This window comes from Streptomyces sp. NPDC050145 (assembly GCF_044460245.1).
Taxonomy (GTDB): Bacteria; Actinomycetota; Actinomycetes; order Streptomycetales; family Streptomycetaceae; genus Streptomyces.
Genome location: NZ_JBITJS010000007.1, coordinates 1 through 25,867, shown reverse-complemented (window position 1 = coordinate 25,867; position 25,867 = coordinate 1). Strand labels below are relative to the sequence as shown.

Below are 25,867 nucleotides of genomic sequence, written 5' to 3'. Positions count from 1 at the left end.
GTCACTGGTAGTGCACGAAGCGGCGGCTGAGCCGGAACTGCAGCGCCGTGACGACGAGAATCAGGGCGAACAGGACGACGCCGACCGCCGAGGCCTCGCCGAACCGGAGCTCCTCGAAGGCGGTCTGGTAGAGGACCATCACCACGGTCCGGGTCGAATCGCCCGGCCCGCCGTCCGTGAGCACGTAGGGCTGCTCGAAGACCTGCTGCGCGTTGATCACGCCGACCACGGAGGCCACCAGGAAGGTGGGGGAGAGCAGCGGCAGGGTGATCCGCAGATGCTTGCGCAGCCCGGTCGCACCGTCGACGGCGGCGGCCTCGTGGAGCTCCTTCGGGATGTTCGCCAGTCCGCCGACGAACAGGAGGAACGAGAAGCCGAACTGCTGCCACACGTAGACGAGGACCACGGCCGCCAGCGCCCATGTCTCGTCCGTCAGCCAGGGCACGGGCGACGCGCCGGCCTGACCGATCAGCCAGTTCACGACCCCGAAGTCCTGGTTGAACAGGTACTTCATCACCACGGAGACCGAGGCCGCGCTCAGCACGAGCGGGAAGAAGAACGCCGAACGCAGCGCCTGCCGCACCCAGTTCGGCATCCTGCCCTGCAGGGCCAGCGCCAGCACGAGCGCGATGAGCAGTTGCAGCGAGACGGCGACCACCATGAACAAGAGGGTGTTGCCGAAGGAGGCACGGACCGAGGAGTCGGTCGCCAGGGCGCGGTAGTTGTCCAGGCCGGTGTAGCGCGCCGGGTCGATCACGTTCCACCGGAAGAACGACAGCACCACCGAGCCCGCGATCGGCACCACGGTGAACACGACGACGCCGATCACGGTCGGCGCCAGGAACAGCCAGGCGGTCCACCGCTGCCGCCGCTGCGACCCCCGGTCCCTCGCGACCCCGTCCGCGGCGCGGTCCGTCGTACGGCTGCTCATATCCCACGCTCCATGGCGCGCTCCAGGTCCGCCTGCATCGCCCGCAGCGCCGGCGCGACCTTGCGCGGCGAGGCGAGAGCGGTGGCGGTGTGCTTGGTCAGGGCGAGTTCCACGGCGGCGACCTGCGGAGGCGCGGGGATCGGGCCGGTCGTGGGGAAGCGGTCGAAGGTGTCGTAGAAGACGTCCCAGTGGGCGGGGCCCGTCCGCGCGTACCGCCGCGCGGTGAGCAGGGAACGACGCGCCGGGGTCGTCGTGTTCGCCGCGAACAGCGAGGCCATGACGTCCTTGCGGGTCGAGTACTTCACGAACTCCCAGGCCTCGTCCTGGCGCCGGGAGGTGCGCAGGATCGCGTAGCCCGCCCCGCCGAACTGGTGGCGCTGCGTCCGCCAGCGAGGGAAGTACGTGGCGTCGTACGCGTCGCGCGCCACGCCCGCCTGGTGCAGTCCGCCCGCCCAGAAGCCGCCGGCGGGCGTCGCGCCGACCCGGCCGGTGGAGAAGGCGCCGACCAGGTTCGTGCCGCTGCCGCCCTCGGGCCGTGAGCAGAGCCCGTCACGCACGAGACCGGCGAGATACTCGTACGTCTCGACGGTGCGGTCGGCCGTGGCGGTCGGCGTCGTCCAGCGGAAACCCCCGCCACGGCCCGCGCGTTGCCGGGCGTCGTAGAAGGAGTTCCACAGCCACTCCCCGCCCGGAGCCCTGGACTCGCGCAGGATGTTGGTGTCGTTGACGAACAGCCAGGGCACCACCCCGCCCCACAGGCGATTGGTCCAGTAGAACGGCGTGAAGTGCGCCCCGCCCTTGCGCTTCATGGCGCGCAGCAGCCGCGTGAATTCGTCCCGGTCCCAGTCGTCCGGCGGGAGTTCGACGCCGGTGCGCCTGAGGACGGGGGCGCTCAGGTACATGTCCGCGGCGTTGAACTCGACGGGCAGCTGGTACAGCGAGCCCTCGTACATCATCGATTCGACGAGCGACGGGTGGACGTCGGCGAAGTACTCCTTGAGCGTGGCGGCGTCCCGTTTCACGTGTGCGTCCAGCGGGACGCCGAGGCGGTCGGCGAACAGCTGGACGCCCTCGGTCGCGACGTACACCACGTCGGGCGCCCGGCCCGCGGCGATCTGCGTGAGGATCTTCGCGAAGAAGTCGTTCCAGTCCTTGGCCTGGACGGCCAGCAGCCGCACCGGGATGTCCGGGTGCAGTTTCTGGAAGCCGTCGGCCAGCACCTTCTGCATGGTCGGGTCGATCGCGGCGCCGAGGACCGCGACGGTGAGCATCGAACCGTCGCGCCCGGGTATGTCGGCGGCGGTCAGCCGGTCCCAGCTCGCCGCCGTGGCGGCGAGACCGCCGGCGGCCAGGGACCAGCCACCGGCGCGCAACAGGGTGCGACGGCTCGGCGGGAGTTGACTGCGGGTCATACCGAGAGGCCTAACTCGTGATAGTTGGCTTGGCCTCCGGATGATGGGAGCGCGTCGACGGCGCCGTCAAGAGGGCTGCGCGGGGTTCTTCGAAATCCATGAAGACCCTTGCGCGGCAAGGCCTATCACGAGTTAGGGTTGCGGCCTCCCTCCCTGGTTCCCCACTCGAACGCTCCCTTGGACGAAAGGTCGGTCCGTCATGCCCGCACGAGACGTGCCCGCGCAGGAGACGCCCGCGAGAAACGGGAAAGGCGCGGCCGGAAACACCGGCGGAGCGCGCTCGCTGAGCCGGCGCGCCGCGCTGCTGTCCGCCGGCTCCACCGCCCTCGCGGCGGCCGCACTGCCGTCCCGTCCGGCCGCCGCGGCACCGAAGGCGGCCGGCCTCGGCAGCTTCCGCGCCGACTACCACTTCACCGTTCCCGACAACTGGAAGAACGATCCGCAGCGCCCGATCTGGGTGAACGGCCAGTACCTGTACTACTACCTCTACAACGCCGACTACCTCACCGGATCCGAGGGCACCGCCTGGCGGCTCGCCACCAGCACCGACCTCGTCCGGTACCGGGACGAGGGAGTCGCCGTCCCCAAGGACGCCATCCCCGCCGGTGACGTCTGGTCGGGCAGCGCGGTCGTCGACGAGAAGAACACCGCCGGGTTCGGCGCGGGCGCCGTCATCGCCCTGATCACCATGGAGCCCGACGCCGGCACCGCCTCCCAGGCCCAGTACCTCTGGTACTCCACCGACCACGGCCGCACCTTCGCCTCCCACAGCGACGACCCGGTGCTCCCCAACCCCGGCGGCAAGGACTTCCGCGACCCCAAGGTGCTCTGGGACGAGGCCCGCGGACGCTGGGTCGCGGCCCTGGCCGAAGGGCACAAGATCGGCCTGTACACCTCCGCCGACCTGCGCTCATGGACGTACCGCAGCGGATTCACCCGCGACGACCTCGGCACCCTGGAGTGCCCGGACCTGTTCGAGATCCGGGCCGCGGACGGCACCACGCACTGGGTCCTCGCCGCCTCCGCCAACGGCACGCAGCGCGGCCTGCCCGCCACGTACGCCTACTGGACCGGCGACTTCGACGGCGTCACCTTCAGCCCCGACGCCCCCGAACCGCAGTGGCTCGACCACGGGCCCGACTTCTACGCGGCCGTCACCTGCGAGAAGCGCGCCGCCGACGGCACCGTCGACCCCGCCGCCCGGTACGCCTTCGCCTGGACCAACAACTGGACCTACCCGCACAACACCCCGACCCTCGTCGCGGACGGCTTCAACGGCACCGACTCCCTCACCCGCGAACTCACCCTGGAGCGCGCGGGCGACGGCACCTACCACCTCGCCTCCGAGCCCGCCCCGGCCCTCGACCGCTACGCCACCGGCACGAAGAAGCTCGGCGACGTCACGGTCGACGGCAGCAAGACCCTCGACGTCACCGGCACCGCCTACGAGATCCGGGCCCGGCTGCGCTGGACACCCGGCACCACCGAGAACCTCGGCTTCCAGCTCCGCAAGGCCCCCGGCGGGCTGCGCCACATCGACGTCGGCGTGTACGTCTCCGGCGGCTTCGCCTACGTCAACCGCGGCGGCACCATCACCCCGGGCGGCCCCGCCGAGACCCACACCCCCGTCGACGCCGCCGCCGGTTCCCTCGACGTGCGTGTCCTCGTCGACCGCACCACGGTCGAACTGTTCGTCGGCGACGGCCGCCACGTCCACACCCACCAGGCCTTCCCGCTCCCCGGAGACGACCGCATCGCCCTCTACTCCTCCGGCGGCCCGGCCGTCTTCGAGGACCTCAGGGTCATCACGTACGACCTCGGGTGACACCCGGGCGCCGGGCAGCCGGACCGACGGGCGCCGTTGTACGTATGACGGACCGAGCCGCTGATGGCCGGGCGCCCCGTGTTACGTATGACGTGCTGCTGCTCGGTGGTCGACTTCTCGGTGGTCGGAGCCGGGGCCGGGGCTGAGGTGCCCGGGTGGTCCGGAGCCGGTTCAGGCTCCGGCGGGCTTCGTCACCGACGCCCGCTCGACCAGGGGGCACGGCAGACGCACCACGTCGCCCGCGGCCACCGGCTCGTCCCGCTCGACCGCGTCGAGCAGCGCGTCCACCGCCGCCGCCCCCATCGCGTGATGGGGGAGGGCGACCGTGGTGAGCGCCGGGACGAGCCGGTCGGCCATGTGGTCCTGGTCGTCGTAGCCCACCACCGACAGCGCCTCCGGGACGGCGATCCCCAGCCGGGCCGCCGCCAGCAGCACCCCGGCCGCCACCCGGTCGTTCGCGCACACGATCCCTGTGGGCCGCTCCCGCTCACCGAGCACCCGCAGCGCCGCCGCGTGGCCCTCGTCGATCTGCCAGCCGGCCCGCAGCATCCACGCCTCGCGCACCTCCAGGCCGGCCGCGCTCAGCCCGTCGGTGAAGCCACGCGCGCGGTCCTCCGCCGCGATGTTGCCCACCGCCCCGCCCAGCAGCGCGATGTCACGGTGCCCGGCGGCGATCAGCGCGTCCACCGCGCGGCGCCCGCCCGCCCGTTCGTCGGCCACCACGGCCGCGTACGAACCCGCCTCGCGCGGCAGGCAGTTGGCGAGCACCGTCCGCGCCGGATCGACCCCCGCCGGCACCTCCGTCGTGCGCAGCTCCATCGACGCGTACACCAGACCGTCGACCCGGCGGGCCCGCAGCTCGGCGATCGCCTCGGCCTCCGCGGCCGGGTCCCGGCGCGACTCCAGGAGCAGGATCTGATGCCCACGCGCGCGTGCCGCCTCCATCGCGCCCAGCACCATGCGGCCCGCGAACGGGCTGGTGGCGATCTCGTCGCTGAGCATCCCGATCACCCCGGTCCGCCGTGCGCGGAGCGACCGCGCCACCTCGTCGGGCCGGTAGCCGAGCTCGTCGGCGGCCTCACGGATGCGCCGCTGCGTCTCGGCCGACAGGTTGCCCTGGGCGCGTCCGCTGAAGACGAAGGACACGGCGGCACGGGACACACCGGCCAGCTCCGCCACGTCACGGGCGGTCGGACGCTTCACGCGGGGTTCTCCTTCAGCGGTGGGGGATCCAGCGGTGGGGATCACAGGGCGCTCCCTAGTCTGCCCCGGTGATGTCCGTGCCCGACAGTAGGGTGTCTGACATGGCCGACCCCTCCAGCTACCGCCCCCAGCCGGGACAGATTCCCGACTCCCCAGGGGTGTACAGGTTCCGCGACGAGCACCGCAGGGTGATCTACGTCGGAAAGGCGAAGAGCCTGCGCCAGCGCCTGGCGAGCTACTTCCAGGACCTGGCGAACCTGCACCCGCGCACCCGCACGATGGTCACCACGGCCGCGTCCGTGGAGTGGACGGTGGTGTCCACGGAGGTCGAGGCGCTCCAGCTGGAGTACTCCTGGATCAAGGAGTACGACCCGCGGTTCAACGTCAAGTACCGCGACGACAAGAGCTACCCGTACCTCGCCGTGACGATGAACGAGGAGTTCCCCCGCGTCCAGGTGATGCGCGGCCAGAAGAAGAAGGGCGTCCGCTACTTCGGCCCCTACGGCCACGCCTGGGCCATCCGCGACACGGTCGACCTCCTGCTGCGCGTCTTCCCCGTCCGCACCTGCTCCGCGGGCGTGTTCAAGAACGCGGCCCGCACCGGACGCCCCTGCCTGCTCGGCTACATCGGCAAGTGCTCCGCACCCTGCGTCGGCCGCGTCACCCCCGACGAGCACCGCGAACTGGCCGAGGAGTTCTGCGACTTCATGGCCGGCCGCACCGGCACGTACATCCGCCGCCTGGAGAAGGACATGACGGCGGCCGCGGAGGAGATGGAGTACGAGCGGGCGGCCCGCCTGCGCGACGACATCGAGGCGCTCCGCAAGGCCATGGAGAAGAGCGCCGTCGTCCTCGCCGACGCCACCGACGCCGACCTCATCGCCCTGGCCGAGGACGAGCTGGAGGCGGCCGTCCAGATCTTCCACGTGCGCGGCGGACGCGTGCGCGGCCAGCGCGGCTGGGTCACCGACAAGGTGGAGGCCGTCACCAGCGGCGACCTCGTGGAGCACGCGCTCCAGCAGCTCTACGGGGAGGAGAGCGGGGACGCGGTCCCCAAGGAGGTGCTCGTCCCGGCGCTGCCCGACCCCGTGGAGCCCGTCCAGACCTGGCTCACCGAGCGCCGCGGGTCGAACGTGTCCCTGCGCATCCCGCAGCGCGGCGACAAGAAGGCGCTCATGGAGACCGTGCACCGCAACGCTCTGCAGGCGCTGGCCCTCCACAAGACGAAGCGCGCCTCCGACCTCACCACGCGCTCGCGCGCCCTGGAGGAGATCGCCGAGGCCCTCGACCTGGACAGCGCCCCGCTGCGCATCGAGTGCTACGACATCTCGCACCTCCAGGGAGACGACGTCGTCGCGTCCATGGTGGTCTTCGAGGACGGCCTCGCCCGCAAGAGCGAGTACCGGCGCTTCCAGATCAAGGGCTTCGAGGGGCAGGACGACGTCCGCTCCATGCACGAGGTGATCACCCGCCGCTTCAAGCGGTACCTGGCCGCCCAGGAGAAGTCCGGCGAATGGTCCGACACCGAGCTGGACGACGACGAGGGCCCGGTCGAGTCCCGGCTCACCGAGGACGACGGCCGGCCGAAGAGGTTCGCCTACCCGCCGCAGCTCGTCGTCGTGGACGGCGGCCAGCCACAGGTCGCGGCGGCCCAGCGGGCCCTGGACGAGCTGGGCATCGACGACATCGCGGTGTGCGGCCTCGCCAAGCGCCTCGAAGAGGTCTGGGTGCCCGGCGAGGACGACCCGGTGGTCCTGCCCCGCACCAGCGAGGGCCTGTACCTCCTGCAGCGCGTCCGTGACGAGGCGCACCGCTTCGCGATCACCTACCAGCGCAGCAAGCGGGCCAAGCGGTTCAAGGCGGGCCCCCTGGACGACGTACCCGGACTCGGCGACGCGCGCAAGCAGGCACTGATCAAGCACTTCGGTTCGGTGAAGCGGCTACGGTCCGCCACAATCGACCAGATCTGCGAGGTCCCGGGCATAGGCCGCAAGACGGCCGAGACGATCCTCGTGGCCTTCGCGCAAGCGGCACCGGCGGCGCCCGCGGTGAACACGGCCACCGGAGAGATCCTGGAAGACGAAGAGCACACACCGGCCGGCGCGACGGACGCGCCGACCGGCGAGGGACCCGTCACCGCGGGCACCTCGGAAGAACGACGGGGGCAGGAACCATGAGCGAGCACCACCCACAGAACGAGCGCGGAGCGGACATGAGCACCCCAGGCGCCAGCGACGGCAAGGCCGGGACGGACAGCCCCGGTACCGAGACCCCCGCTACCGACACCCCCGCTGTCGATACCCCCGGTACCGACACTCCCGGCGCGGCCCACCACGTGGAGGCGCCCGGCGTCCCCGAGGCCGCCATCCCCGAGCTGGTCATCATCTCCGGCATGTCCGGCGCGGGCCGCTCCACGGCGGCGAAGTGCCTGGAGGATCTCGGCTGGTTCGTCGTCGACAACCTGCCGCCGGCCCTGATCCCCACCATGGTGGAGCTCGGCGCCCGGTCCCAGGGCAACGTCGCGCGGATCGCCGTCGTCGTCGACGTCCGCGGCCGGCGCTTCTTCGACAACCTCCGCGACTCCCTCGCCGACCTCGAGTCCAAGAACGTCACGCGGCGCATCGTCTTCCTGGAGTCCTCGGACGAGGCCCTCGTGCGCCGCTTCGAGTCGGTGCGCCGCCCGCACCCGCTCCAGGGCGACGGCCGCATCGTCGACGGCATCGCCGCCGAGCGCGAGCTGCTGCGCGAGCTGCGCGGCGACGCCGACCTCGTCATCGACACCTCCAGCCTGAACGTGCACGAGCTGCGCGCCAAGATGGACGCCCAGTTCGCGGGCGAGGAGGAGCCCGAGCTGCGGGCCACCGTCATGTCGTTCGGCTTCAAGTACGGCCTGCCCGTCGACGCCGACCTCGTCGTCGACATGCGCTTCCTCCCGAACCCGCACTGGGTCCCGGAGCTGCGCCCCTTCACAGGCCTCAACGAGGAGGTGTCGAACTACGTCTTCTCGCAGCCCGGCGCCAAGGAGTTCCTCGACCGCTACACGGAGCTGCTCCAACTGATCGCGGCCGGTTACCGCCGCGAGGGCAAGCGCTACGTGACCATCGCCGTCGGCTGCACCGGTGGCAAGCACCGCTCCGTCGCCACCTCGGAGAAGCTCGCCGCCCGCCTTGCCGCGCAGGGTGTGGAGACCGTGGTCGTCCACCGGGACATGGGCCGCGAATGACGGGACGTACGCTGCGGCTCACCAGCCGGCTGCGCAGCAGACGCACGACGCCGGCCCGCCGCAGGGGCGCGACGCCCAAGGTCGTCGCCCTCGGCGGGGGCATGGGCCTGTCCGCGTCGCTGGCCGCCCTGCGCCGCATCACGGGTGACCTCACGGCGGTCGTGACGGTCGCCGACGACGGCGGATCCAGCGGGCGCCTGCGCGACGAGCTCGGCGTGCTGCCGCCCGGCGACCTGCGCAAGGCCCTCGCCGCCCTGTGCGGCGACGACGACTGGGGCCAGACCTGGTCCCGCGTCATCCAGCACCGCTTCCAGTCGCCGGGGGAGATGAACGGGCACGCGGTCGGCAATCTGCTGATCGTCGCCCTGTGGGAGCAGCTCGGCGACCATGTGCAGGCCCTCGACCTGGTCGGCAGGCTCCTCGGCGCGCAGGGGCGCGTGCTGCCCATGTCCGCGGTGCCGCTGGAGCTCCAGGCCCTGGTCAAGGGGCACGACCCGGACCGCCCGGACGACATCGACACCGTCCGCGGACAGGCCACGGTCGCGCTCACGCCGGGCGAGGTCCAGTCCGTGCACCTGGTGCCGCACGACCCGCCGGCCGTCCCGGAGGCGGTCGCCGCGGTGCTCGACGCGGACTGGGTGGTGCTCGGCCCGGGGTCCTGGTTCTCCTCGGTGATCCCGCACCTGCTCGTGCCGGAACTGCTGGACGCGCTGGTCGAGACGAAGGCCCGCCGGGTCCTCTCGCTGAACCTCGCGCCGCAGCCCGGAGAAACCGAAGGGTTCTCACCGCAGCGTCATTTGGAGGTTTTGGGACGACACGCCCCTAAACTCGCCCTGGACGTGGTGCTGGCCGACGAGGCCGCCGTGCCCGATCGTGAGTCCCTCACCGACGCCGCCAAGGAGCGCTTCGGTGCCGCGGTCGAGCTGGCGCCGGTGGCCAGGCCCGACGGAACTCCGAGGCACGATCCGGAGCTGTTGGCCGCCGCGTACGACCGTATTTTTCGGATGCATGGAAGGATCGGCCCATGGCGATGACGGCAGCGGTGAAGGACGAGATTGCCCGGCTCCCCGTCACCCGGACCTGCTGCAGGAAGGCCGAGGTGTCGGCCATTCTGCGGTTCGCCGGCGGCCTTCACCTGGTGAGCGGCCGCATCGTGATCGAGGCGGAGCTGGACACCGCGATGGCCGCCCGGCGGCTCAAGCGCGACATTCTCGAGATCTTCGGACACAGTTCCGAATTGATCGTGATGGCCCCCGGCGGACTGCGCCGAGGCTCGCGCTTCGTCGTACGTGTGGTGGCGGGCGGCGACCAGCTGGCCCGGCAGACGGGGCTCGTGGACGGCCGTGGCCGCCCGATCCGCGGTCTTCCGCCGCAGGTGGTCTCGGGGGCCACCTGCGACGCCGAGGCGGCCTGGCGCGGGGCGTTCCTGGCGCACGGCTCGCTGACGGAGCCGGGCCGCTCCAGCTCGCTCGAGGTGACCTGCCCGGGCCCGGAGGCCGCGCTGGCCCTGGTCGGCGCCGCCCGCCGGCTGTCCATCGCGGCGAAGGCCCGTGAGGTGCGCGGCGTGGACCGGGTCGTCGTCCGTGACGGCGACGCGATCGGCGCGCTGCTCACCCGTATGGGAGCGCACGAGTCGGTGCTGGCCTGGGAGGAGCGGCGGATGCGCCGCGAGGTCCGCGCCACGGCGAACCGGCTGGCGAACTTCGACGACGCGAACCTGCGCCGTTCGGCCCGGGCCGCCGTGGCCGCCGGGGCCCGCGTGCAGCGCGCCCTGGAGATCCTCGCCGACGAGGTGCCCGAGCACCTCGCGGCGGCCGGCCGGCTGCGCATGGAGCACAAGCAGGCCTCCCTGGAGGAGCTGGGCGCGCTCGCCGACCCGCCGCTCACCAAGGACGCGGTCGCGGGCCGGATCCGCCGGCTGCTCGCCATGGCGGACAAGCGCGCGCAGGACCTCGGCATCCCGAGCACGGAGTCGAACCTGACCGAGGAGATGGCGGACAACCTGGCGGGCTGAGCCTCCCGCGGCCCCGAAGCTCCACGAGCCGGTGGCGGCGCCCCACGAGGGCGCCGCCACCGGCTTTCGCGTTCCCGCGCCGCTCCGTGGTTCGCGTCTGCGAACTTTGCGAGGCGTCATGCGAGTGGCGGCCGCCGATTCACGCCATGGTGCGCAAGTGAGCGGAGATTCCTTCAGATGCGACTGAATGACAGCGTGACAAGAGTGACTGAAGGGGCTTCAGTGGCGCTTTGTGACGCCTTCAGGCCGGTTCTGGTAAGGGTGCGGCCGAGGCGGGGAATTGACGGACTTCGGTCCGTGCTCCCCGGTTCCCGCTTCTGCGGCCGGTGAACTCCCGGCCGTCGCTCGCGCGCCATGCCCGCTTCACCGGAACCAGGAAATCCGCAACCTCGTGATGGGCCGGACGGCCGTACGGCGCACGGGCAGTCCACGGGCGACCTGCCTTGATGGGTCGCCGCTCGAAAAAGCGCTCATCAGAAAGGGTGTGCGCTCAATTAGCGACCAGGGGGCCGAAAAATATCCCCGGAATAAGCGCCGCCCGAACGTTACCGGCGAGTAAGAATCTCGGATCCGCTATAGCTGCGCTCGATGTCACTCAGATCGCTTATGGGAGGTAGGGTCGGAGGCGGTCGGGGACATCCCATACAACTCGCCGGCGTCGAAAACCGGCGTACCAACGAGGAGATCGGTTCGTGACGATCCGCGTAGGCATCAACGGCTTTGGCCGCATCGGTCGCAATTACTTCCGCGCACTTCTCGAGCAGGGTGCGGACATCGAGATCGTGGCTGTCAACGACCTGGGTGACACCGCGACGACCGCACACCTGCTCAAGTACGACACGATCCTCGGCACGCTGAAGCAGCCCGTGTCCCACACGGCCGACACCATCACCGTCGGCGAGCACACCATCAAGGTGCTGTCGGAGCGCGACCCGGCCGACATCCCGTGGGGCGACCTGGGCGTCGACGTCGTCATCGAGTCGACCGGCATCTTCACCAAGCGCGAGGACGCCGCCAAGCACCTGGCCGGTGGCGCCAAGAAGGTCCTCATCTCGGCCCCGGCCAAGGACGAGGACATCACGATCGTGATGGGCGTCAACGAGGACAAGTACGACCCGGCCAAGCACGACGTGATCTCCAACGCGTCGTGCACCACGAACTGTGTGGCGCCGATGGCGAAGGTCCTCGACGAGAACTTCGGCATCGTCAAGGGCCTGATGACGACCGTCCACGCGTACACGAACGACCAGCGCATCCTGGACTTCCCGCACAAGGACCTGCGCCGCGCCCGCGCCGCCGCGGAGAACATCATCCCGACCACGACCGGTGCCGCCAAGGCCACCGCCCTGGTCCTCCCGCAGCTCAAGGGCAAGCTCGACGGCCTCGCCATGCGCGTCCCGGTCCCGACCGGCTCGGTCACCGACCTGGTCGTCGAGCTGGACCGCGAGGTCACCAAGGACGAGGTCAACGCCGCGTTCGAGAAGGCCTCCCAGGAGGGCACGCTCGAGGGCAAGCTCTACTACACGGCCGACCCGATCGTGTCCTCGGACATCGTCTCGACGCCGGCCTCCTGCACCTTCGACTCCCTGCTGACCATGGCCGACGGCAAGACGGTCAAGGTGATCGGCTGGTACGACAACGAGTGGGGCTACTCGAACCGCCTCGTCGACCTGACGGTCTTCGTCGGCGGTCAGCTCTGAGCCTCTAAGGTTCTAGAGCAGCAAGGCACTCAGATGTGAGCGAAGGGTCCGGACCCGCGCGACGCCGCGCGACCGTCCGGACCCTTCGCGCGTCAGCCGCAAGCCTCAGCCCTCACAAGGAAACGAGTCATGAAGACCATTGAGGAACTTCTCGCCGAATCGGTCGACGGGAAGCGGGTGTTCGTCCGCGCCGACCTCAACGTGCCGCTGGCCGACGGCCTGATCACCGACGACGGCCGCATCCGCGCCGTCCTGCCCACCGTCAAGGCCCTCGCCGACGCCGGCGCGAAGGTGATCGTCGCCTCGCACCTGGGCCGCCCCAAGGGCGCCCCGGACCCGCAGTTCTCGCTCCTCCCCGCCGCCGAGCGCCTTGCGGAGCTCCTCGGCAAGCCGGTCGCCTTCGCCCAGGACACGGTCGGCCCGGCCGCCCACGACGCGGTGAACGGGCTGGAGCCCGGCCAGGTCGCCGTCATCGAGAACCTGCGGTTCAACGCGGGCGAGACGAGCAAGGACGACACCGAGCGCGGCGAGTTCGCCGACCAGCTCGCCGCCCTGGCCGACGTCTACGTGGGCGACGGCTTCGGCGCCGTCCACCGCAAGCACGCCTCCGTGTACGACCTGCCGAAGCGGCTGCCCCACTACGCCGGCTACCTCATCGCCACCGAGGTCGGCGTCCTGAAGAAGCTCACCGACGACGTCAAGCGCCCCTACGTGGTCGCGCTCGGCGGCGCCAAGGTCTCCGACAAGCTGGCCGTCATCGACCAGCTGCTCGGCAAGGCCGACCGTCTCCTCATCGGCGGCGGCATGGCGTACACCTTCCTGAAGGCCAAGGGCTACGAGGTCGGCATCTCCCTCCTCCAGGAGGACCAGATCCCGACCGTCACCGAGTACATGGAGCGCGCCGAGAAGAACGGCGTGGAGCTCGTGCTCCCGGTGGACGTCCTGGTCTCGGCCGAGTTCCCCGACCTCAAGGGCAAGACCCCGGCCAACCCCACCACCGTCGCCGCGGACGCCATCCCGGCCGACGAGGAGGGCCTGGACATCGGCCCCGAGACGCGCAAGCTGTACGCGTCGAAGCTCGCCGACGCCGGGACCGTGTTCTGGAACGGGCCGATGGGCGTCTTCGAGCACCCCGACTACGCCGAGGGCACCAAGGCGATCGCCCAGGCCCTCATCGAGGCTCCGGGCTTCACCGTGGTGGGCGGCGGCGACTCCGCCGCGGCCGTCCGTACCCTGGGCTTCGACGAGAACGCATTCGGCCACATCTCGACCGGCGGCGGCGCCTCCCTCGAGTACCTCGAGGGCAAGACGCTTCCCGGTCTCGCCGCACTGGAGGACTGACCCCGCATGACTGCACCCGTAGAGGGCCGCACGCCGCTGATGGCGGGCAACTGGAAGATGAACCTCAACCACCTCGAGGCCATCGCGCACGTCCAGAAGCTCGCCTTCGCGCTCGCCGACAAGGACTACGAGGCCGTCGAGGTCGCCGTCCTGCCGCCGTTCACCGACCTGCGCTCCGTGCAGACGCTCGTCGACGGCGACAAGCTCAAGATCAAGTACGGCGCCCAGGACCTCTCGGCGCACGACTCCGGTGCCTACACCGGCGAGATCTCGGGCGCCATGCTCGCGAAGCTCAAGTGCACGTACGTCGCGATCGGCCACTCCGAGCGCCGGCAGTACCACGCCGAGACCGACGAGATCGTCAACGCGAAGGTGAAGGCTGCCTACAAGCACGGCCTGACCCCGATCCTGTGCGTCGGCGAGGAGCTGGACGTGCGGGAGGTGGGCGACCACGTCTCGCACACGCTCGCCCAGGTCGAGGGCGGCCTCAAGGGCCTGCCGGCCGAGCAGGCCGAGACGATCGTCATCGCCTACGAGCCGGTGTGGGCCATCGGCACCGGCAAGGTCTGCGGCGCCGACGACGCGCAGGAGGTCTGCGCGGCGATCCGCGGCAAGCTCGCCGAGCTGTACTCGCAGGACGTCGCCGACAAGATCCGTATCCAGTACGGCGGCTCGGTCAAGTCCGGTAACGTCGCGGAGATCATGTCCAAGCCGGACATCGACGGTGCCCTCGTGGGCGGTGCCGCGCTGGACACCGACGAGTTCGTCAAGATCGTCCGGTTCCGCGAGCAGTGATCGCGCCCCGGCGCGACCTGTGAGTATGCGCTAGCGGCGTTACGTCGTACCCTTGCGGGGCCGGGTGGCTGCCACCCGGCCCCGTCCGCCTGACAAGTCCGAGGAAGTTGGTCCAGCTGTGGTTATGGGGTTCTCGATCGCCCTGATCGTCTTCAGCCTGCTGCTGATGCTCCTGGTGCTGATGCACAAGGGAAAGGGCGGCGGTCTCTCCGACATGTTCGGTGGCGGCATGCAGTCCTCCGTGGGCGGCTCCTCGGTCGCCGAGCGGAACCTGGACCGGATCACGATCGTGATCGGTCTGCTCTGGTTCACGTGCATCGTCGTGCTCGGCATCCTGATGAAGATCAACAACTGACCTTCGGTCGCCAGGGCTTCGGCCCGACCGGGTCGTCATCTCACATTCCTCACGCAATGCCCCATGTAGGGTGCGCGCTCAACGGCGCGGCCTATCATGGGGCATTGCGTCTGTGCGAGGGGATGTAACTCCAATCACTGGACGCGCGTTGGGCCTTACGTAGACTGAGGCGCTCCGCGGCGAAGCGAGCCGACACGCTTCGCGGCACCATCAGGCAGGGAGTTACGACCGTGGCAAGTGGCAACGCGATCCGAGGAAGTCGGGTCGGGGCGGGGCCGATGGGCGAGGCCGAGCGCGGCGAGTCCGCGCCACGCCTGCGCATCTCCTTCTGGTGCTCCAACGGGCACGAGACGCAGCCGAGCTTCGCTTCCGACGCGCAGGTGCCGGAGACCTGGGACTGTCCGCGGTGCGGATTCCCGGCCGGACAGGACCGGGACAACCCGCCGGACCCGCCGCGCACCGAGCCCTACAAGACGCACCTCGCGTACGTCCGCGAGCGGCGCAGCGACGCGGACGGCGAGGCGATCCTCGCCGAGGCGCTCGCGAAACTGCGGGGCGAGATCTGACCAGCCGTACGGGCCGGGTACCGACAGGGTGCCCGGCCCTCTTCGCATGCCCCGGAGCGCGCCGCCGGAAGGCCCGGACCGCCCTGATCAACTAGGTTGGTGGCCAGTTGCGGGGCATCACACGCACGCGGGTACGAGAGAAGGCTGAAGTCAGACATGAACGCGTCCGACAGGCAGACAGGACCGACCCAGACGCCCGAGTGGCAGGCGCTGGTCAAGCATCGTGAGGAGCTGGGCGAGGTCCGGCTGCGCGAGCTGTTCGCCGCCGACCCGGAGCGCGGGACACGCTCCGTCCTCGAGGTCGGCGACCTGCACATCGACCACTCCAAGCACCTCGTCACCGACGAGACGCTGCGCCTGCTGCGCGACCTCGCGGCCGCGACCGACGTCTTCGGTCTCCGCGACGCCATGTTCCGCGGCGAGAAGATCAACATCACCGAGGACCGCGCCGTCCTGCACATCGCGCTGCGCGCCCCCGCGGACGCCGTGATCGAGGTCGACGGTGAGAACGTGGTGCCGGGCGTCCACGCCGTCCTCGACAAGATGGCCGCCTTCGCCGACCGGGTCAGGTCGGGGGAGTGGACGGGCCACACCGGCAAGCGCATCAGGAACGTCGTCAACATCGGTATCGGCGGATCCGACCTCGGTCCGGCGATGGCCTACGAGGCGCTGCGCTCCTTCACCGACCGCGACCTGACGGTCCGTTTCGTGTCCAACGTGGACGGCGCCGACCTCCACGAGGCGGTACGGGACCTGGACCCGGCCGAGACCCTGTTCGTCGTCGCCTCGAAGACCTTCACCACGATCGAGACGATCACGAACGCGACCTCGGCCCGCAACTGGCTGCTGACCGGACTGAGGGCCGGTCAGGACGCCGTCGCCAAGCACTTCGTCGCTTTGTCGACGAACGCGGAGAAGGTCGTCGAGTTCGGCATCGACACGTCCCACATGTTCGAGTTCTGGGACTGGGTCGGCGGACGTTATTCGTATGACTCCGCGATCGGCCTGTCGCTGATGATCGCCATCGGCCCGGAGCGCTTCCGCGAGATGCTCGACGGCTTCCACCTCGTCGACGAGCACTTCCGCACCGCCCCCGCCGAGTCCAACGTGCCGCTCCTGATGGGCCTCCTGGGCATCTGGTACGGCAACTTCCACGGCGCCCAGTCGCACGCCGTGCTGCCGTACTCGCACTACCTGTCCAAGTTCACCGCGTACCTCCAGCAGCTCGACATGGAGTCGAACGGCAAGTCGGTGCAGCGCGACGGCGAGCCTGTCGAGTACCAGACCGGACCGGTCGTGTGGGGCACCCCCGGGACCAACGGGCAGCACGCCTATTACCAACTGATCCACCAGGGCACGAAGTTGATCCCGGCCGACTTCATCGGCTTCGCCGAGCCCGTCGCCGATCTGGAGCCCGGGCTCGTCGCCCAGCACGACCTGCTCATGGCCAACTTCTTCGCCCAGACCCAGGCGCTGGCCTTCGGCAAGACCCCGGACGAGGTGCGCGCCGAGGGCGTGCCCGAGGAGCTGGTCCCGCACAAGACGTTCCAGGGCGACCACCCCACCACGACGATCCTGGCCACGGCACTGACCCCGTCCGTGCTCGGCCAGCTCGTCGCCCTGTACGAGCACAAGGTGTTCGTCCAGGGAGCGGTGTGGAACATCGACTCCTTCGACCAGTGGGGCGTCGAACTCGGCAAGGTCCTCGCCAAGCGCGTCGAGCCGGCCCTGAGCCAGGGCGCGGACGTCCCCGGACTCGACGGCTCGACCAAGGCCCTGGTCGCCAAGTACCGGGAACTGCGCGGGCGCTGACGGAGTTGGGTTAATCGGGTGCGGGAGTGCCGTCCGGCGAGCCAGACTGCGGGTCCGTGACCCTGCCGGGAGGCACCTCCGTGGACCACCTCATGTCGGCTCTCGCCGATCCCGAACGACTGAAGCTGTACGCACGGATCGTGCTCGACGATCTCCCGCCGAGCGAGGCCGACTCCCCGACGGCCCGCCGCCACCTGGGCAAACTCCTCGCGGCGGGCCTGGTCGAGCGGCTCGACGACGGTGCGCTGCGCGCCGGACCCGAGGTGTTCCGCAGGGCCCGCACCGCCGAGTCCGCAACCGGCGTGCCGCGCCACCTCGCCGGCTTCTTCGCACGCGGCCGCCTCACCGCGATCCCGGTCCGCCCCACCGTGCGGCACGACCTGCTCGTGCACCTCACGGACACCCTCTTCGAGGCCGACCGCACCTACAGCGAGACCGAGGTCAACGAGGCCCTGCGCACCGTCCACGACGACACCGCGGCCCTGCGCCGCTACTGCGTCATCGACGGCCTGCTCGTCCGCGCGAAGGACGGCTCCGACTACCGGGTGCCGCAGCACGCGTGAGGCCCCGCGCCCCGGAGCGGACTCCAGTGGGCGCGGGGCCTCGACGACGGGGCCACCGTCAGGCGATCGCCGGCGGGTACAGCGAGGACGGCAGCTGTGAGGCCGCCGCCGCGTCGAGCAGCCACAGCGTGCGCGAGCGGCCGTACGCGCCGGCCGCCGGCGCCTGGATCTCGCCCGCGCCCGACAGGGCGATCGCGGCGGCGTTCGCCTTGTCCTCACCGGCCGCGAGCAGCCACACCTCGCGCGCCGACCGGATCGCCGGGAGCGTGAGCGTGATGCGGGTGGGCGGCGGCTTGGGCGCGCCGTGCACGCCGACGACCATGCGCTCGGTCTCGCGGACCGCGGGCAGCTCGGGGAAGAGCGAGGCCACATGGGTGTCCGGGCCGACGCCGAGCATCAGCACGTCGAAGGTCGGCACCTCCCCGTGATCCTCGGGGCCCGCCGCGCCGGCCAGCTCGGCCGCGTAGGCCTCGGCCGCCGCGTCCGCCTCGAACGGGCCGTCCGACGCCGGCATCGGATGCACGCGGCGCGGGTCGAGCGGCACGCTGTCCAGGAGTGCCTCGCGCGCCTGCGTGTAGTTGCGCTCCGGGTCGCCGTCGGGCAGGAAGCGCTCGTCGCCCCACCACAGGTCGAGCCGGCTCCAGTCGATCGCGTCCCGCGCGGGCGCGGCGGCCAGCGCGGCCAGCAGTCCGTTGCCGTTGCGGCCGCCGGTCAGGACGACGGAGGCGGAGCCGCGGGCGGCCTGGGCGTCGACGATCTTGGTGATCAGCCGGGCCGCGGCCGCCTGCGCCATCAGCTCCTTGTCGCGGTGGACGACGAGTTGGGGTGCCGCGCTCACTTCGCCGCCGCCTTCTTGGCCGGAGCCTTCTTCGCGGCCGCCCTGCCCGAGGGCGCGGCCTTCTTCCGTACGGGTTCCCCGTCGGCCGGTGCCGGCTTGTCCGCCGGCTTGTCCGCGGGCTCGTCCGCCGGGTCCGCGAGCCGGTGGACTCCGTAGCGCAGCGCGGCCGCGTACGTGTCGTCCGGGTCGAGGCGGCGCAGCTCCTCGGCGATCAGCTCGGACGTCTCGCGGCGCTTGAGCGCGACCGCGCGGTCCGGCTGCCCCTGTATGGAGAGCGTGGCGAGGGTGCCGTCGGCCCGGTCGAGCACGATCGGCCCGGAGGACGACTCCATGCGCACCGAGGTGAGCCCGGGGCCCGAGGACTGCGTGCGGCGCACCGGCACGTCGAGCCGGTCCGCGAGCCACATCGCGAGCAGCTCGCAGCTCGGGTTGAACTCCTCGCCCTCGACCTGGACCGAGGTGACCTCGCAGCTGACCTGGTCGAGCGCGGCCGCGAGCATGGAGCGCCACGGCGTGATCCGGGTCCAGGACAGGTCCGTGTCGCCGGGGGAGTAGGCGGCCGCGCGGGCCTCCAGCTCCTGCACCGGCTGCTCGGTCGCGTAGGTGTCCGTGACACGGCGCTGGGCCAGCGCGCCCAGCGGGTCCTTCGCCGGGTCCAGCGGGGCGTCCACCGGCCACCAGACGACGGTGGGGGCGTCCGGCAGGAGCAGCGGCAGGACCACCGACTGCGCGTGATGGACGACCTCGCCGTACAGGCGCAGGACGACGGTCTCGCCGGTGCCCGCGTCGGCGCCGACGCGCACCTCGGCGTCGAGCCGCGACGTCGTGCGGTCGCGCGGGGTGCGCGAGACGCGCTTGATGACGACCAGGGTGCGCGAGGGGTGCTCGCGCGACGCCTCGTTGGCCGCCCGCAGCGCGTCGTAGGCGTTCTCCTCGTCGGTGACGATGACGAGGGTCAGCACCATGCCGACGGCGGGGGTGCCGATGGCGCGGCGGCCCTCCACGAGCGCCTTGTTGATCTTGCTGGAGGTGGTGTCCGTGAGGTCGATCTTCATGGCCGGCGCCAGCTCCGTCCGTCTCGTGCGAGCATCTCGTCCGCCTCGGCGGGCCCCCACGTGCCGGCCGGGTACTGGGCCGGCTTGCCGTGCCCGTCCCAGTACTGCTCGATCGGGTCGAGGATGTTCCAGGACAGCTCGACCTCCTCCGTGCGCGGGAAGAGGTTGGAGTCGCCCAGCAGGACGTCCAGGATCAGCCGCTCGTACGCCTCCGGGCTCGACTCCGTGAAGGACTCGCCGTAGGCGAAGTCCATCGACACGTCCCGGATCTCCATCGACGTGCCCGGCACCTTCGAGCCGAAGCGCACCGTGATGCCCTCGTCCGGCTGGACGCGGATCACGATCGCGTTCTGCCCGAGCTCCTCCGTCGCCGTGTGGTCGAAGGGGGAGTGCGGGGCGCGCTGGAAGACGACCGCGATCTCGGTGACGCGGCGGCCCAGGCGCTTGCCCGTGCGCAGATAGAAGGGGACGCCCGCCCAGCGGCGGTTGTCCACCTCCAGCTTGATGGCCGCGTAGGTGTCGGTCTTCGACTTGGGGTCGATGCCGTCTTCCTGGAGGTAGCCGACGGCCTTCTCGCCGCCCTGCCACCCGGCCGCGTACTGGCCGCGCACCGTGTCGCGGCCCAGGTCCTTCGGCAGCCGGACCGCGCCGAGCACCTTGGCCTTCTCGGCGACGAGCGCGTCCGCGTCGAAGGAGGCGGGCTCCTCCATCGCGGTCAGCGCCATCAGCTGGAGCAGGTGGTTCTGGATGACGTCACGGGCCGCGCCGATGCCGTCGTAGTAGCCCGCGCGGCCGCCGATGCCGATGTCCTCGGCCATCGTGATCTGCACGTGGTCCACATAGCTGCGGTTCCAGATCGGCTCGAACATCTGGTTGGCGAAGCGCAGCGCCAGGATGTTCTGGACCGTCTCCTTGCCCAGGTAGTGGTCGATCCGGAACACCTGGTCCGGGTCGAACACCTCGTGCACGATCGCGTTCAGCTCCTTGGCCGACGCGAGGTCGTGGCCGAAGGGCTTCTCGATGACCGCGCGGCGCCAGGAGCCCTCCGGCGCGTCCGCCAGACCGTGCTTCTTCAGCTGCTGCACGACCTGCGGGAAGAACTTGGGGGGTACGGAGAGGTAGAACGCGAAGTTCCCGCCCGTGCCCTGCGACTTGTCGAGGTCGTTGATCGTCGCTTTGAGCTGCTCGAACGCCTCGTCGTCGTCGAAGTTGCCCTGGACGAACCGCATGCCCTGGATGAGCTGCTGCCAGACCTCCTCGCGGAAGGGGGTACGCGCGTGCTCCTTGACCGCGTCGTGCACCTCCTGCGCGAAGTCCTCGTCCTGCCACTCACGGCGGGCGAAACCGATCAGCGAGAAGCCCGGCGGCAGCAGGCCGCGGTTGGCCAGGTCGTAGACCGCGGGCATCAGCTTTTTACGTGACAAATCGCCCGTGACACCGAAGATGACCAGACCCGACGGCCCCGCGATGCGCGGGAGCCGTCGGTCTGCGGAGTCACGGAGCGGATTGGCTCCGTGGGGGGTCAAGGGATCAGCCCTCCGAAGGGGCGAGGCGCTTCAGCTCCGCCTCGGTAGAAGCGAGCAGATCGTTCCAGGCCGACTCGAACTTCTCGACGCCCTCGTCCTCGAGGAGCTGCACGACCTCGTCGTACGAGATCCCCAGCTTCTCGACGGCCGCCAGCTCGGCGCGGGACTGGTCGTACGTGCCCGCGATCGTGTCGCCGGTGATCTGGCCGTGGTCGGCCGTCGCGTCCAGCGTGGCCTCCGGCATCGTGTTCACCGTGCCCGGAGCGACCAGGTCGTCGACGTACAGGGTGTCCTTGTACGCCTTGTCCTTCACGCCGGTCGAGGCCCACAGCGGACGCTGCTTGTTGGCCTGCGCCTTGTCGAGCGCGGACCAGCGGTCGCCCGAGAACACCTCTTCGTAGGCCTCGTAGGCGAGACGGGCGTTGGCCAGACCGGCCTTGCCGCGCGCGGCCTTGGCCTCGTCGGTGCCGATCGCGTCGATCCGCTTGTCGATCTCGGTGTCCACGCGGGACACGAAGAAGGAGGCCACGGAGTGGATCTTCGACAGGTCCAGGCCGGCCGCCTTGGCCTTCTCCAGACCGGAGAGGTAGGCGTCCATCACCTCGCGGTAGCGCTCGAGCGAGAAGATCAGCGTGACGTTGACGCTGATGCCCTTGCCGATCGTCTCGGTGATCGCGGGCAGGCCCGCCTTCGTCGCCGGGATCTTGATCAGCGTGTTCGGCCGGTCCACCAGCCAGGCGAGCTGCTTGGCCTCGGCGACGGTCGCCTGCGTGTGGTGCGCCAGCCGCGGGTCGACCTCGATCGACACCCGGCCGTCCTGGCCGCCCGTCGCGTCGAAGACCGGGCGCAGGATGTCGGCGGCGTCGCGGACGTCCGCCGTCGTGATCATGCGCAGGGCTTCCTCGACGGTGACCTTGCGGGCGGCGAGGTCGGTGAGCTGCTGCTCGTAACCGTCACCGCTCGAGATCGCCTTCTGGAAGATCGACGGATTGGTGGTGACGCCCACGACGTGCTGCTGGTCGATCAGCTCGGCCAGGTTGCCGGACGTGATCCGCTTGCGCGACAGGTCGTCCAGCCAGATCGCGACGCCCTCCTCGGAGAGGCGCTTCAGTGCGTCTGTCATGGAAATTGCATCTCCTACAGGTCGTGTACGAGCGTCAGCGCTGGGCCGCGTCGAGGGATTCCCGGGCCACGGCCACCACGTTCTCCGCAGTGAAGCCGAACTCGCGGAAGAGGACCTTGCCGTCCGCCGAAGCACCGAAGTGCTCCAGGGAAACGATGCGACCGGCGTCCCCGACGTACTTGTGCCAGGTCAGACCGATGCCCGCCTCGACCGCGACCCGCGCCTTCACCGACGGCGGCAGGACGCTGTCCCGGTACCCCTGGTCCTGCTCCTCGAACCACTCCACGGACGGCATCGACACCACGCGCGTGGCGACACCCTCCGCTTCCAGGGTCTCGCGCGCCTCGACGGCGAGGTGCACCTCGGAACCGGTGGCGATCAGGATCAGGTCCGGCGTCTCCTTGGACGCCTCGACGAGCACGTAGCCACCCTTGACGGTGTCCTCGTTCGGCTCGTACGTCGGCACGCCCTGACGGGTCAGCACCAGACCGTGCGGCTTGGAGACGCCGTACTGCCTCTTGCCGCGGCGCAGGATCTCGCGCCAGGCGATGGCCGTCTCGTTGGCGTCGGCCGGGCGCACGACGTTCAGACCCGGGATGGCGCGCAGCGCGGCGAGGTGCTCGACCGGCTGGTGCGTCGGGCCGTCCTCACCGAGGCCGATCGAGTCGTGCGTCCACACGTAGGTGACGGGCAGCGACATGAGGGCCGACAGACGCACCGCGTTGCGCATGTAGTCGGAGAACACCAGGAAGGTGCCGCCGTAGATGCGCGTGTGACCGTGCAGCGCGATGCCGTTCATCTCCGCGGCCATGGCGTGCTCGCGGATGCCGAAGTGGATCGTGCGGCCGTACGGGTCCGCCTCCGGGAGCGGGTTGTCCGCGGGGAGGAACGACGACGTCTTGTCGATCGTCGTGTTGTTCGAGCCCGCCAGGTCGGCGGAGCCGCCCCACAGCTCGGGGATCACCGGGCCGAGCGCCTGGAGGACCTTGCCGGACGCGGCACGCGTCGCGACACCCTGGCCCGCCTCGAAGACCGGGAGCTTCTCCTCCCAGCCGGCCGGCAGCTCGCCCGCCTGGATGCGGTCGAACTCGGCGGCGCGCTGCGGGTTGCCCGTGCGCCACTCCTGGAACGACTTCTCCCACTCGGCCTTGGCCTGGGCGCCGCGGTCCAGCGCCTTGCGGGTGTGCTCGATGACCTCGTCCGTGACCTCGAAGCTCTGCTCCGGGTCGAAGCCCAGGACGCGCTTGGTGGCGGCGACCTCGTCGGCGCCGAGCGCCGATCCGTGCGCGGCCTCGGTGTTCTGCGCGTTCGGGGCGGGCCAGGCGATGATCGAGCGCATCGCGATGAAGGACGGCCGGTCGGTGACCTTCTTGGCCTCCTGGATCGCCGCGAAGATCGCCGCGTGGTCCAGGTCGCCGTCCGCCTTCGCCTCGACCCGCTGGACGTGCCAGCCGTAGGCCTCGTAGCGCTTGACGGTGTCCTCGGAGACCGCCGTCTCGGTGTCGCCCTCGATCGAGATGTGGTTGTCGTCCCACAGCAGGATCAGGTTGCCCAGGCGCTGGTGGCCCGCGAGCGAGGACGCCTCGGCGGAGATGCCCTCCTGGAGGCAGCCGTCACCGGCGATCGCGTAGATGTAGTGGTCGAACGGAGAGGTGCCCTGCGGCGCCTCCGGGTCGAACAGACCGCGCTCGTAGCGGGCGGCCATCGCCATGCCCACGGCGTTGGCGACACCCTGGCCGAGCGGGCCGGTCGTGGTCTCGACACCGGTGGTGTGGCCGTACTCCGGGTGGCCCGGAGTCTTGGAGCCCCAGGTGCGGAACGCCTTGAGGTCGTCCAGCTCCAGGCCGAAACCGGCCAGGTACAGCTGGATGTAGAGGGTCAGGGACGAGTGGCCCGCGGACAGCACGAAGCGGTCCCGGCCCACCCAGTCGGCGTCCGCCGGGTCGTGCCGCATCACCTTCTGGAAGAGGGTGTACGCGGCCGGTGCCAGGCTCATCGCCGTACCGGGATGGCCGTTGCCGACCTTCTGTACGGCGTCGGCGGCCAGGACACGAGCGGTGTCAACGGCCCGCTGGTCCACATCGGTCCACTCGAGGTCAGTGGTGGTCGGCTTGGTGCTCACCCTGAGTCAGGGCTCCTCTCCACAGGTCAGTGCCGGTGATGTCGGTCTCACCGGGCGTGGTCGAGCCTACCCCTGCTGGAACACGCATTTTTTCGCGTCATTACAGACTGCCGGGACTCTGTCGGGTCCGCCTCCCGACAGGGATCCACGGGGCTTCTCAGGTGAAAAGAAGGCCGCTCGAACGAGGGCTCGACCAACTCCCCCTCTCTCCGTGCCGACACGCTCGCGTTACGGCATGCGGCCCAACACGACCCGACCCCCGCGAAGGGCCGGGTATAGGCAACGTCTACAGTGGCGTGGTACGCGCGAGCCTTTACCGGGACTTCACTTCAAGGGGTCCGCAACGGGGGTTCGCTGGAGTCTCTGTCAGGGGTGTGCGTGACGGCCGTCGAATCCCGTCCAGCGGGAGCTCTCGGGACGAGCAGCACGGGCAGCAGCCGGGGCCGGCGTCCGATCGGGGCCCGTGTCAAGGCGTTCGTGGCGCTGACCAAGCCGCGGATCATCGAGCTTCTGCTCATCACCACCGTTCCGGTGATGTTCCTCGCCGAGCAGGGTGTGCCGGACCTGAAGCTGGTGCTCGTCACCTGCCTCGGCGGCTACCTCTCCGCGGGCGGCGCCAACGCGCTGAACATGTGGTACGACCGCGACATCGACGCTCTCATGGAGCGCACGTCGCAGCGTCCACTGGTCACCGGCATGGTGAGCCCGAAGGAGTGCCTGGTCTTCGGCGTCTCCCTCGCGGTGATCTCCACGCTCCTGTTCGGCTTCGCGGTCAACTGGCTGTCCGCGTGGCTCTCCCTGGGCGCGCTCCTCTTCTATGTGGTCGTCTACACGATGATCCTGAAGCGCCGCACGTCGCAGAACATCGTGTGGGGCGGCATCGCCGGCTGCCTGCCGGTCCTCATCGGCTGGTCCTCGGTCACGAACTCGATGTCCTGGGCGCCGGTCATCCTCTTCCTCGTCATGTTCTTCTGGACGCCGCCGCACTACTGGCCGCTCTCCATGAAGGTGAAGGACGACTACGCGCGCGTGGGCGTGCCGATGCTCCCCGTCGTCGCCACCAACAAGGTGGTGGCCAAGCAGATCGTCATCTACAGCTGGGTGATGGTCGCGGTGTCGCTGCTGCTGACGCCGCTCGGCTACACGGGCTGGTTCTACACGGTGGTCGCGCTCCTCGCGGGCGGCTTCTGGCTCTGGGAGGCCCACGGTCTGCAGAACCGCGCCAAGGCCGAGGTCACCGGGGGGAAGCTCAAGGAGATGCGCCTCTTCCACTGGTCCATCACCTATGTGTCGCTGCTCTTCGTGGCGGTGGCCGTGGACCCGTTCCTGCGCTGATCCCCCTGCACTTTTCCCGATGGGTGGGGGGGGGGGGGGGGGGGGGGGGGGGGGCGGGGCGCCGCCGGGGGGGGGGGGGGGGGGGGGGGGGGGGGGGGCGGGGGGGCGGGGGGGGCCCGGGGGGCCCT

Annotated in this window: 21 protein-coding genes; 13 read left to right on the top strand and 8 right to left on the bottom strand. The window is 70.5% G+C overall.

Going from position 1 to position 25,867, the window contains the following annotated elements:
* Position 1 precedes the first annotated feature (1 nt).
* A complete protein-coding gene (locus ACIBTU_RS15370; protein WP_399126607.1) occupies positions 2–931 on the bottom strand; it encodes a carbohydrate ABC transporter permease in 930 nt (309 codons plus the stop codon).
* Positions 928–2,343, bottom strand: a complete 1,416-nt coding sequence (locus ACIBTU_RS15365; protein WP_399126606.1) for an ABC transporter substrate-binding protein — start codon at positions 2,341–2,343, stop codon at positions 928–930. Before ACIBTU_RS15365 ends, ACIBTU_RS15370 begins: the two co-directional genes overlap by 4 nt.
* A gap of 199 nt (positions 2,344–2,542) precedes the next feature.
* Here ACIBTU_RS15365 and ACIBTU_RS15360 point away from each other — a divergent pair, with 199 nt between their 5' ends.
* Positions 2,543–4,168 carry a glycoside hydrolase family 32 protein gene (locus tag ACIBTU_RS15360; RefSeq protein WP_399126605.1) on the top strand — a complete coding sequence of 542 codons (1,626 nt, stop codon included), beginning with the start codon at positions 2,543–2,545 and terminating at the stop codon, positions 4,166–4,168.
* A gap of 171 nt (positions 4,169–4,339) precedes the next feature.
* Here the strand turns inward: ACIBTU_RS15360 and ACIBTU_RS15355 are convergent, their stop codons facing one another.
* Positions 4,340–5,371, bottom strand: coding sequence for a LacI family DNA-binding transcriptional regulator (locus tag ACIBTU_RS15355; RefSeq protein ID WP_399126604.1), 1,032 nt, complete (start codon positions 5,369–5,371; stop codon positions 4,340–4,342).
* A gap of 101 nt (positions 5,372–5,472) precedes the next feature.
* Here ACIBTU_RS15355 and uvrC point away from each other — a divergent pair, with 101 nt between their 5' ends.
* The 11 genes from uvrC (at position 5,473) to ACIBTU_RS15300 (ending at position 17,740) form a co-directional block, all read left to right on the top strand.
* Positions 5,473–7,548 (top strand): excinuclease ABC subunit UvrC, encoded by a 2,076-nt coding sequence (uvrC, locus tag ACIBTU_RS15350; RefSeq protein ID WP_399126603.1) that lies wholly within the window; start codon positions 5,473–5,475, stop codon positions 7,546–7,548.
* Between the two features lie 35 nt (positions 7,549–7,583).
* Positions 7,584–8,594: an RNase adapter RapZ gene (rapZ, locus tag ACIBTU_RS15345; protein ID WP_399126602.1), complete on the top strand. Its 1,011-nt coding sequence runs from the start codon at positions 7,584–7,586 to the stop codon at positions 8,592–8,594.
* Positions 8,591–9,628 (top strand): uridine diphosphate-N-acetylglucosamine-binding protein YvcK, encoded by a 1,038-nt coding sequence (gene yvcK, locus ACIBTU_RS15340; RefSeq protein ID WP_399126600.1) that lies wholly within the window; start codon positions 8,591–8,593, stop codon positions 9,626–9,628. The genes rapZ and yvcK overlap by 4 nt, the downstream gene beginning before the upstream one ends.
* Positions 9,619–10,608, top strand: a complete 990-nt coding sequence (whiA, locus tag ACIBTU_RS15335) for a DNA-binding protein WhiA (RefSeq protein WP_399126599.1) — start codon at positions 9,619–9,621, stop codon at positions 10,606–10,608. The genes yvcK and whiA overlap by 10 nt, the downstream gene beginning before the upstream one ends.
* Before the next feature lie 692 nt (positions 10,609–11,300).
* Positions 11,301–12,308 carry a type I glyceraldehyde-3-phosphate dehydrogenase gene (gap, locus tag ACIBTU_RS15330; protein WP_399126598.1) on the top strand — a complete coding sequence of 336 codons (1,008 nt, stop codon included), beginning with the start codon at positions 11,301–11,303 and terminating at the stop codon, positions 12,306–12,308.
* Positions 12,309–12,437: 129 nt separating this feature from the next.
* The gene (locus tag ACIBTU_RS15325) at positions 12,438–13,649 is read left to right on the top strand and encodes a phosphoglycerate kinase (RefSeq protein WP_399126596.1); all 1,212 of its coding nucleotides are present in this window, start codon (positions 12,438–12,440) and stop codon (positions 13,647–13,649) included.
* A 6-nt stretch (positions 13,650–13,655) separates the two neighbouring features.
* Positions 13,656–14,444 carry a triose-phosphate isomerase gene (gene tpiA / locus ACIBTU_RS15320; protein ID WP_399126595.1) on the top strand — a complete coding sequence of 263 codons (789 nt, stop codon included), beginning with the start codon at positions 13,656–13,658 and terminating at the stop codon, positions 14,442–14,444.
* 124 nt (positions 14,445–14,568) lie between these two features.
* Complete coding sequence (gene secG / locus ACIBTU_RS15315; protein ID WP_399126594.1) at positions 14,569–14,799, top strand: preprotein translocase subunit SecG; 231 nt, start codon at positions 14,569–14,571, stop codon at positions 14,797–14,799.
* 230 nt (positions 14,800–15,029) lie between these two features.
* Complete coding sequence (locus tag ACIBTU_RS15310; protein ID WP_003976875.1) at positions 15,030–15,365, top strand: RNA polymerase-binding protein RbpA; 336 nt, start codon at positions 15,030–15,032, stop codon at positions 15,363–15,365.
* 156 nt (positions 15,366–15,521) lie between these two features.
* Positions 15,522–17,177 (top strand): glucose-6-phosphate isomerase, encoded by a 1,656-nt coding sequence (gene pgi / locus ACIBTU_RS15305; RefSeq protein ID WP_399126593.1) that lies wholly within the window; start codon positions 15,522–15,524, stop codon positions 17,175–17,177.
* 56 nt (positions 17,178–17,233) lie between these two features.
* The gene (locus tag ACIBTU_RS15300; protein WP_399126592.1) at positions 17,234–17,740 is read left to right on the top strand and encodes a DUF2087 domain-containing protein; all 507 of its coding nucleotides are present in this window, start codon (positions 17,234–17,236) and stop codon (positions 17,738–17,740) included.
* A 58-nt stretch (positions 17,741–17,798) separates the two neighbouring features.
* Here ACIBTU_RS15300 and pgl read toward each other — a convergent pair whose 3' ends face one another.
* From pgl to tkt, 5 genes are read right to left on the bottom strand one after another with little or no spacing between them, the layout of a single operon-like run.
* Complete coding sequence (pgl, locus tag ACIBTU_RS15295) at positions 17,799–18,578, bottom strand: 6-phosphogluconolactonase (RefSeq protein WP_399126591.1); 780 nt, start codon at positions 18,576–18,578, stop codon at positions 17,799–17,801.
* Positions 18,575–19,633, bottom strand: coding sequence for a glucose-6-phosphate dehydrogenase assembly protein OpcA (gene opcA / locus ACIBTU_RS15290; RefSeq protein WP_399126590.1), 1,059 nt, complete (start codon positions 19,631–19,633; stop codon positions 18,575–18,577). The genes pgl and opcA overlap by 4 nt, the downstream gene beginning before the upstream one ends.
* Complete coding sequence (gene zwf, locus ACIBTU_RS15285) at positions 19,630–21,159, bottom strand: glucose-6-phosphate dehydrogenase (RefSeq protein WP_399126589.1); 1,530 nt, start codon at positions 21,157–21,159, stop codon at positions 19,630–19,632. The genes opcA and zwf overlap by 4 nt, the downstream gene beginning before the upstream one ends.
* A gap of 4 nt (positions 21,160–21,163) precedes the next feature.
* The gene (gene tal / locus ACIBTU_RS15280; RefSeq protein ID WP_399126588.1) at positions 21,164–22,282 is read right to left on the bottom strand and encodes a transaldolase; all 1,119 of its coding nucleotides are present in this window, start codon (positions 22,280–22,282) and stop codon (positions 21,164–21,166) included.
* A 34-nt stretch (positions 22,283–22,316) separates the two neighbouring features.
* Positions 22,317–24,404, bottom strand: coding sequence for a transketolase (gene tkt / locus ACIBTU_RS15275; protein WP_399126586.1), 2,088 nt, complete (start codon positions 24,402–24,404; stop codon positions 22,317–22,319).
* A gap of 372 nt (positions 24,405–24,776) precedes the next feature.
* On the opposite strand from tkt, the gene ACIBTU_RS15270 reads away from it, so the two are divergent.
* Complete coding sequence (locus ACIBTU_RS15270) at positions 24,777–25,739, top strand: heme o synthase (RefSeq protein WP_399126585.1); 963 nt, start codon at positions 24,777–24,779, stop codon at positions 25,737–25,739.
* Positions 25,740–25,867 lie beyond the last annotated feature (128 nt).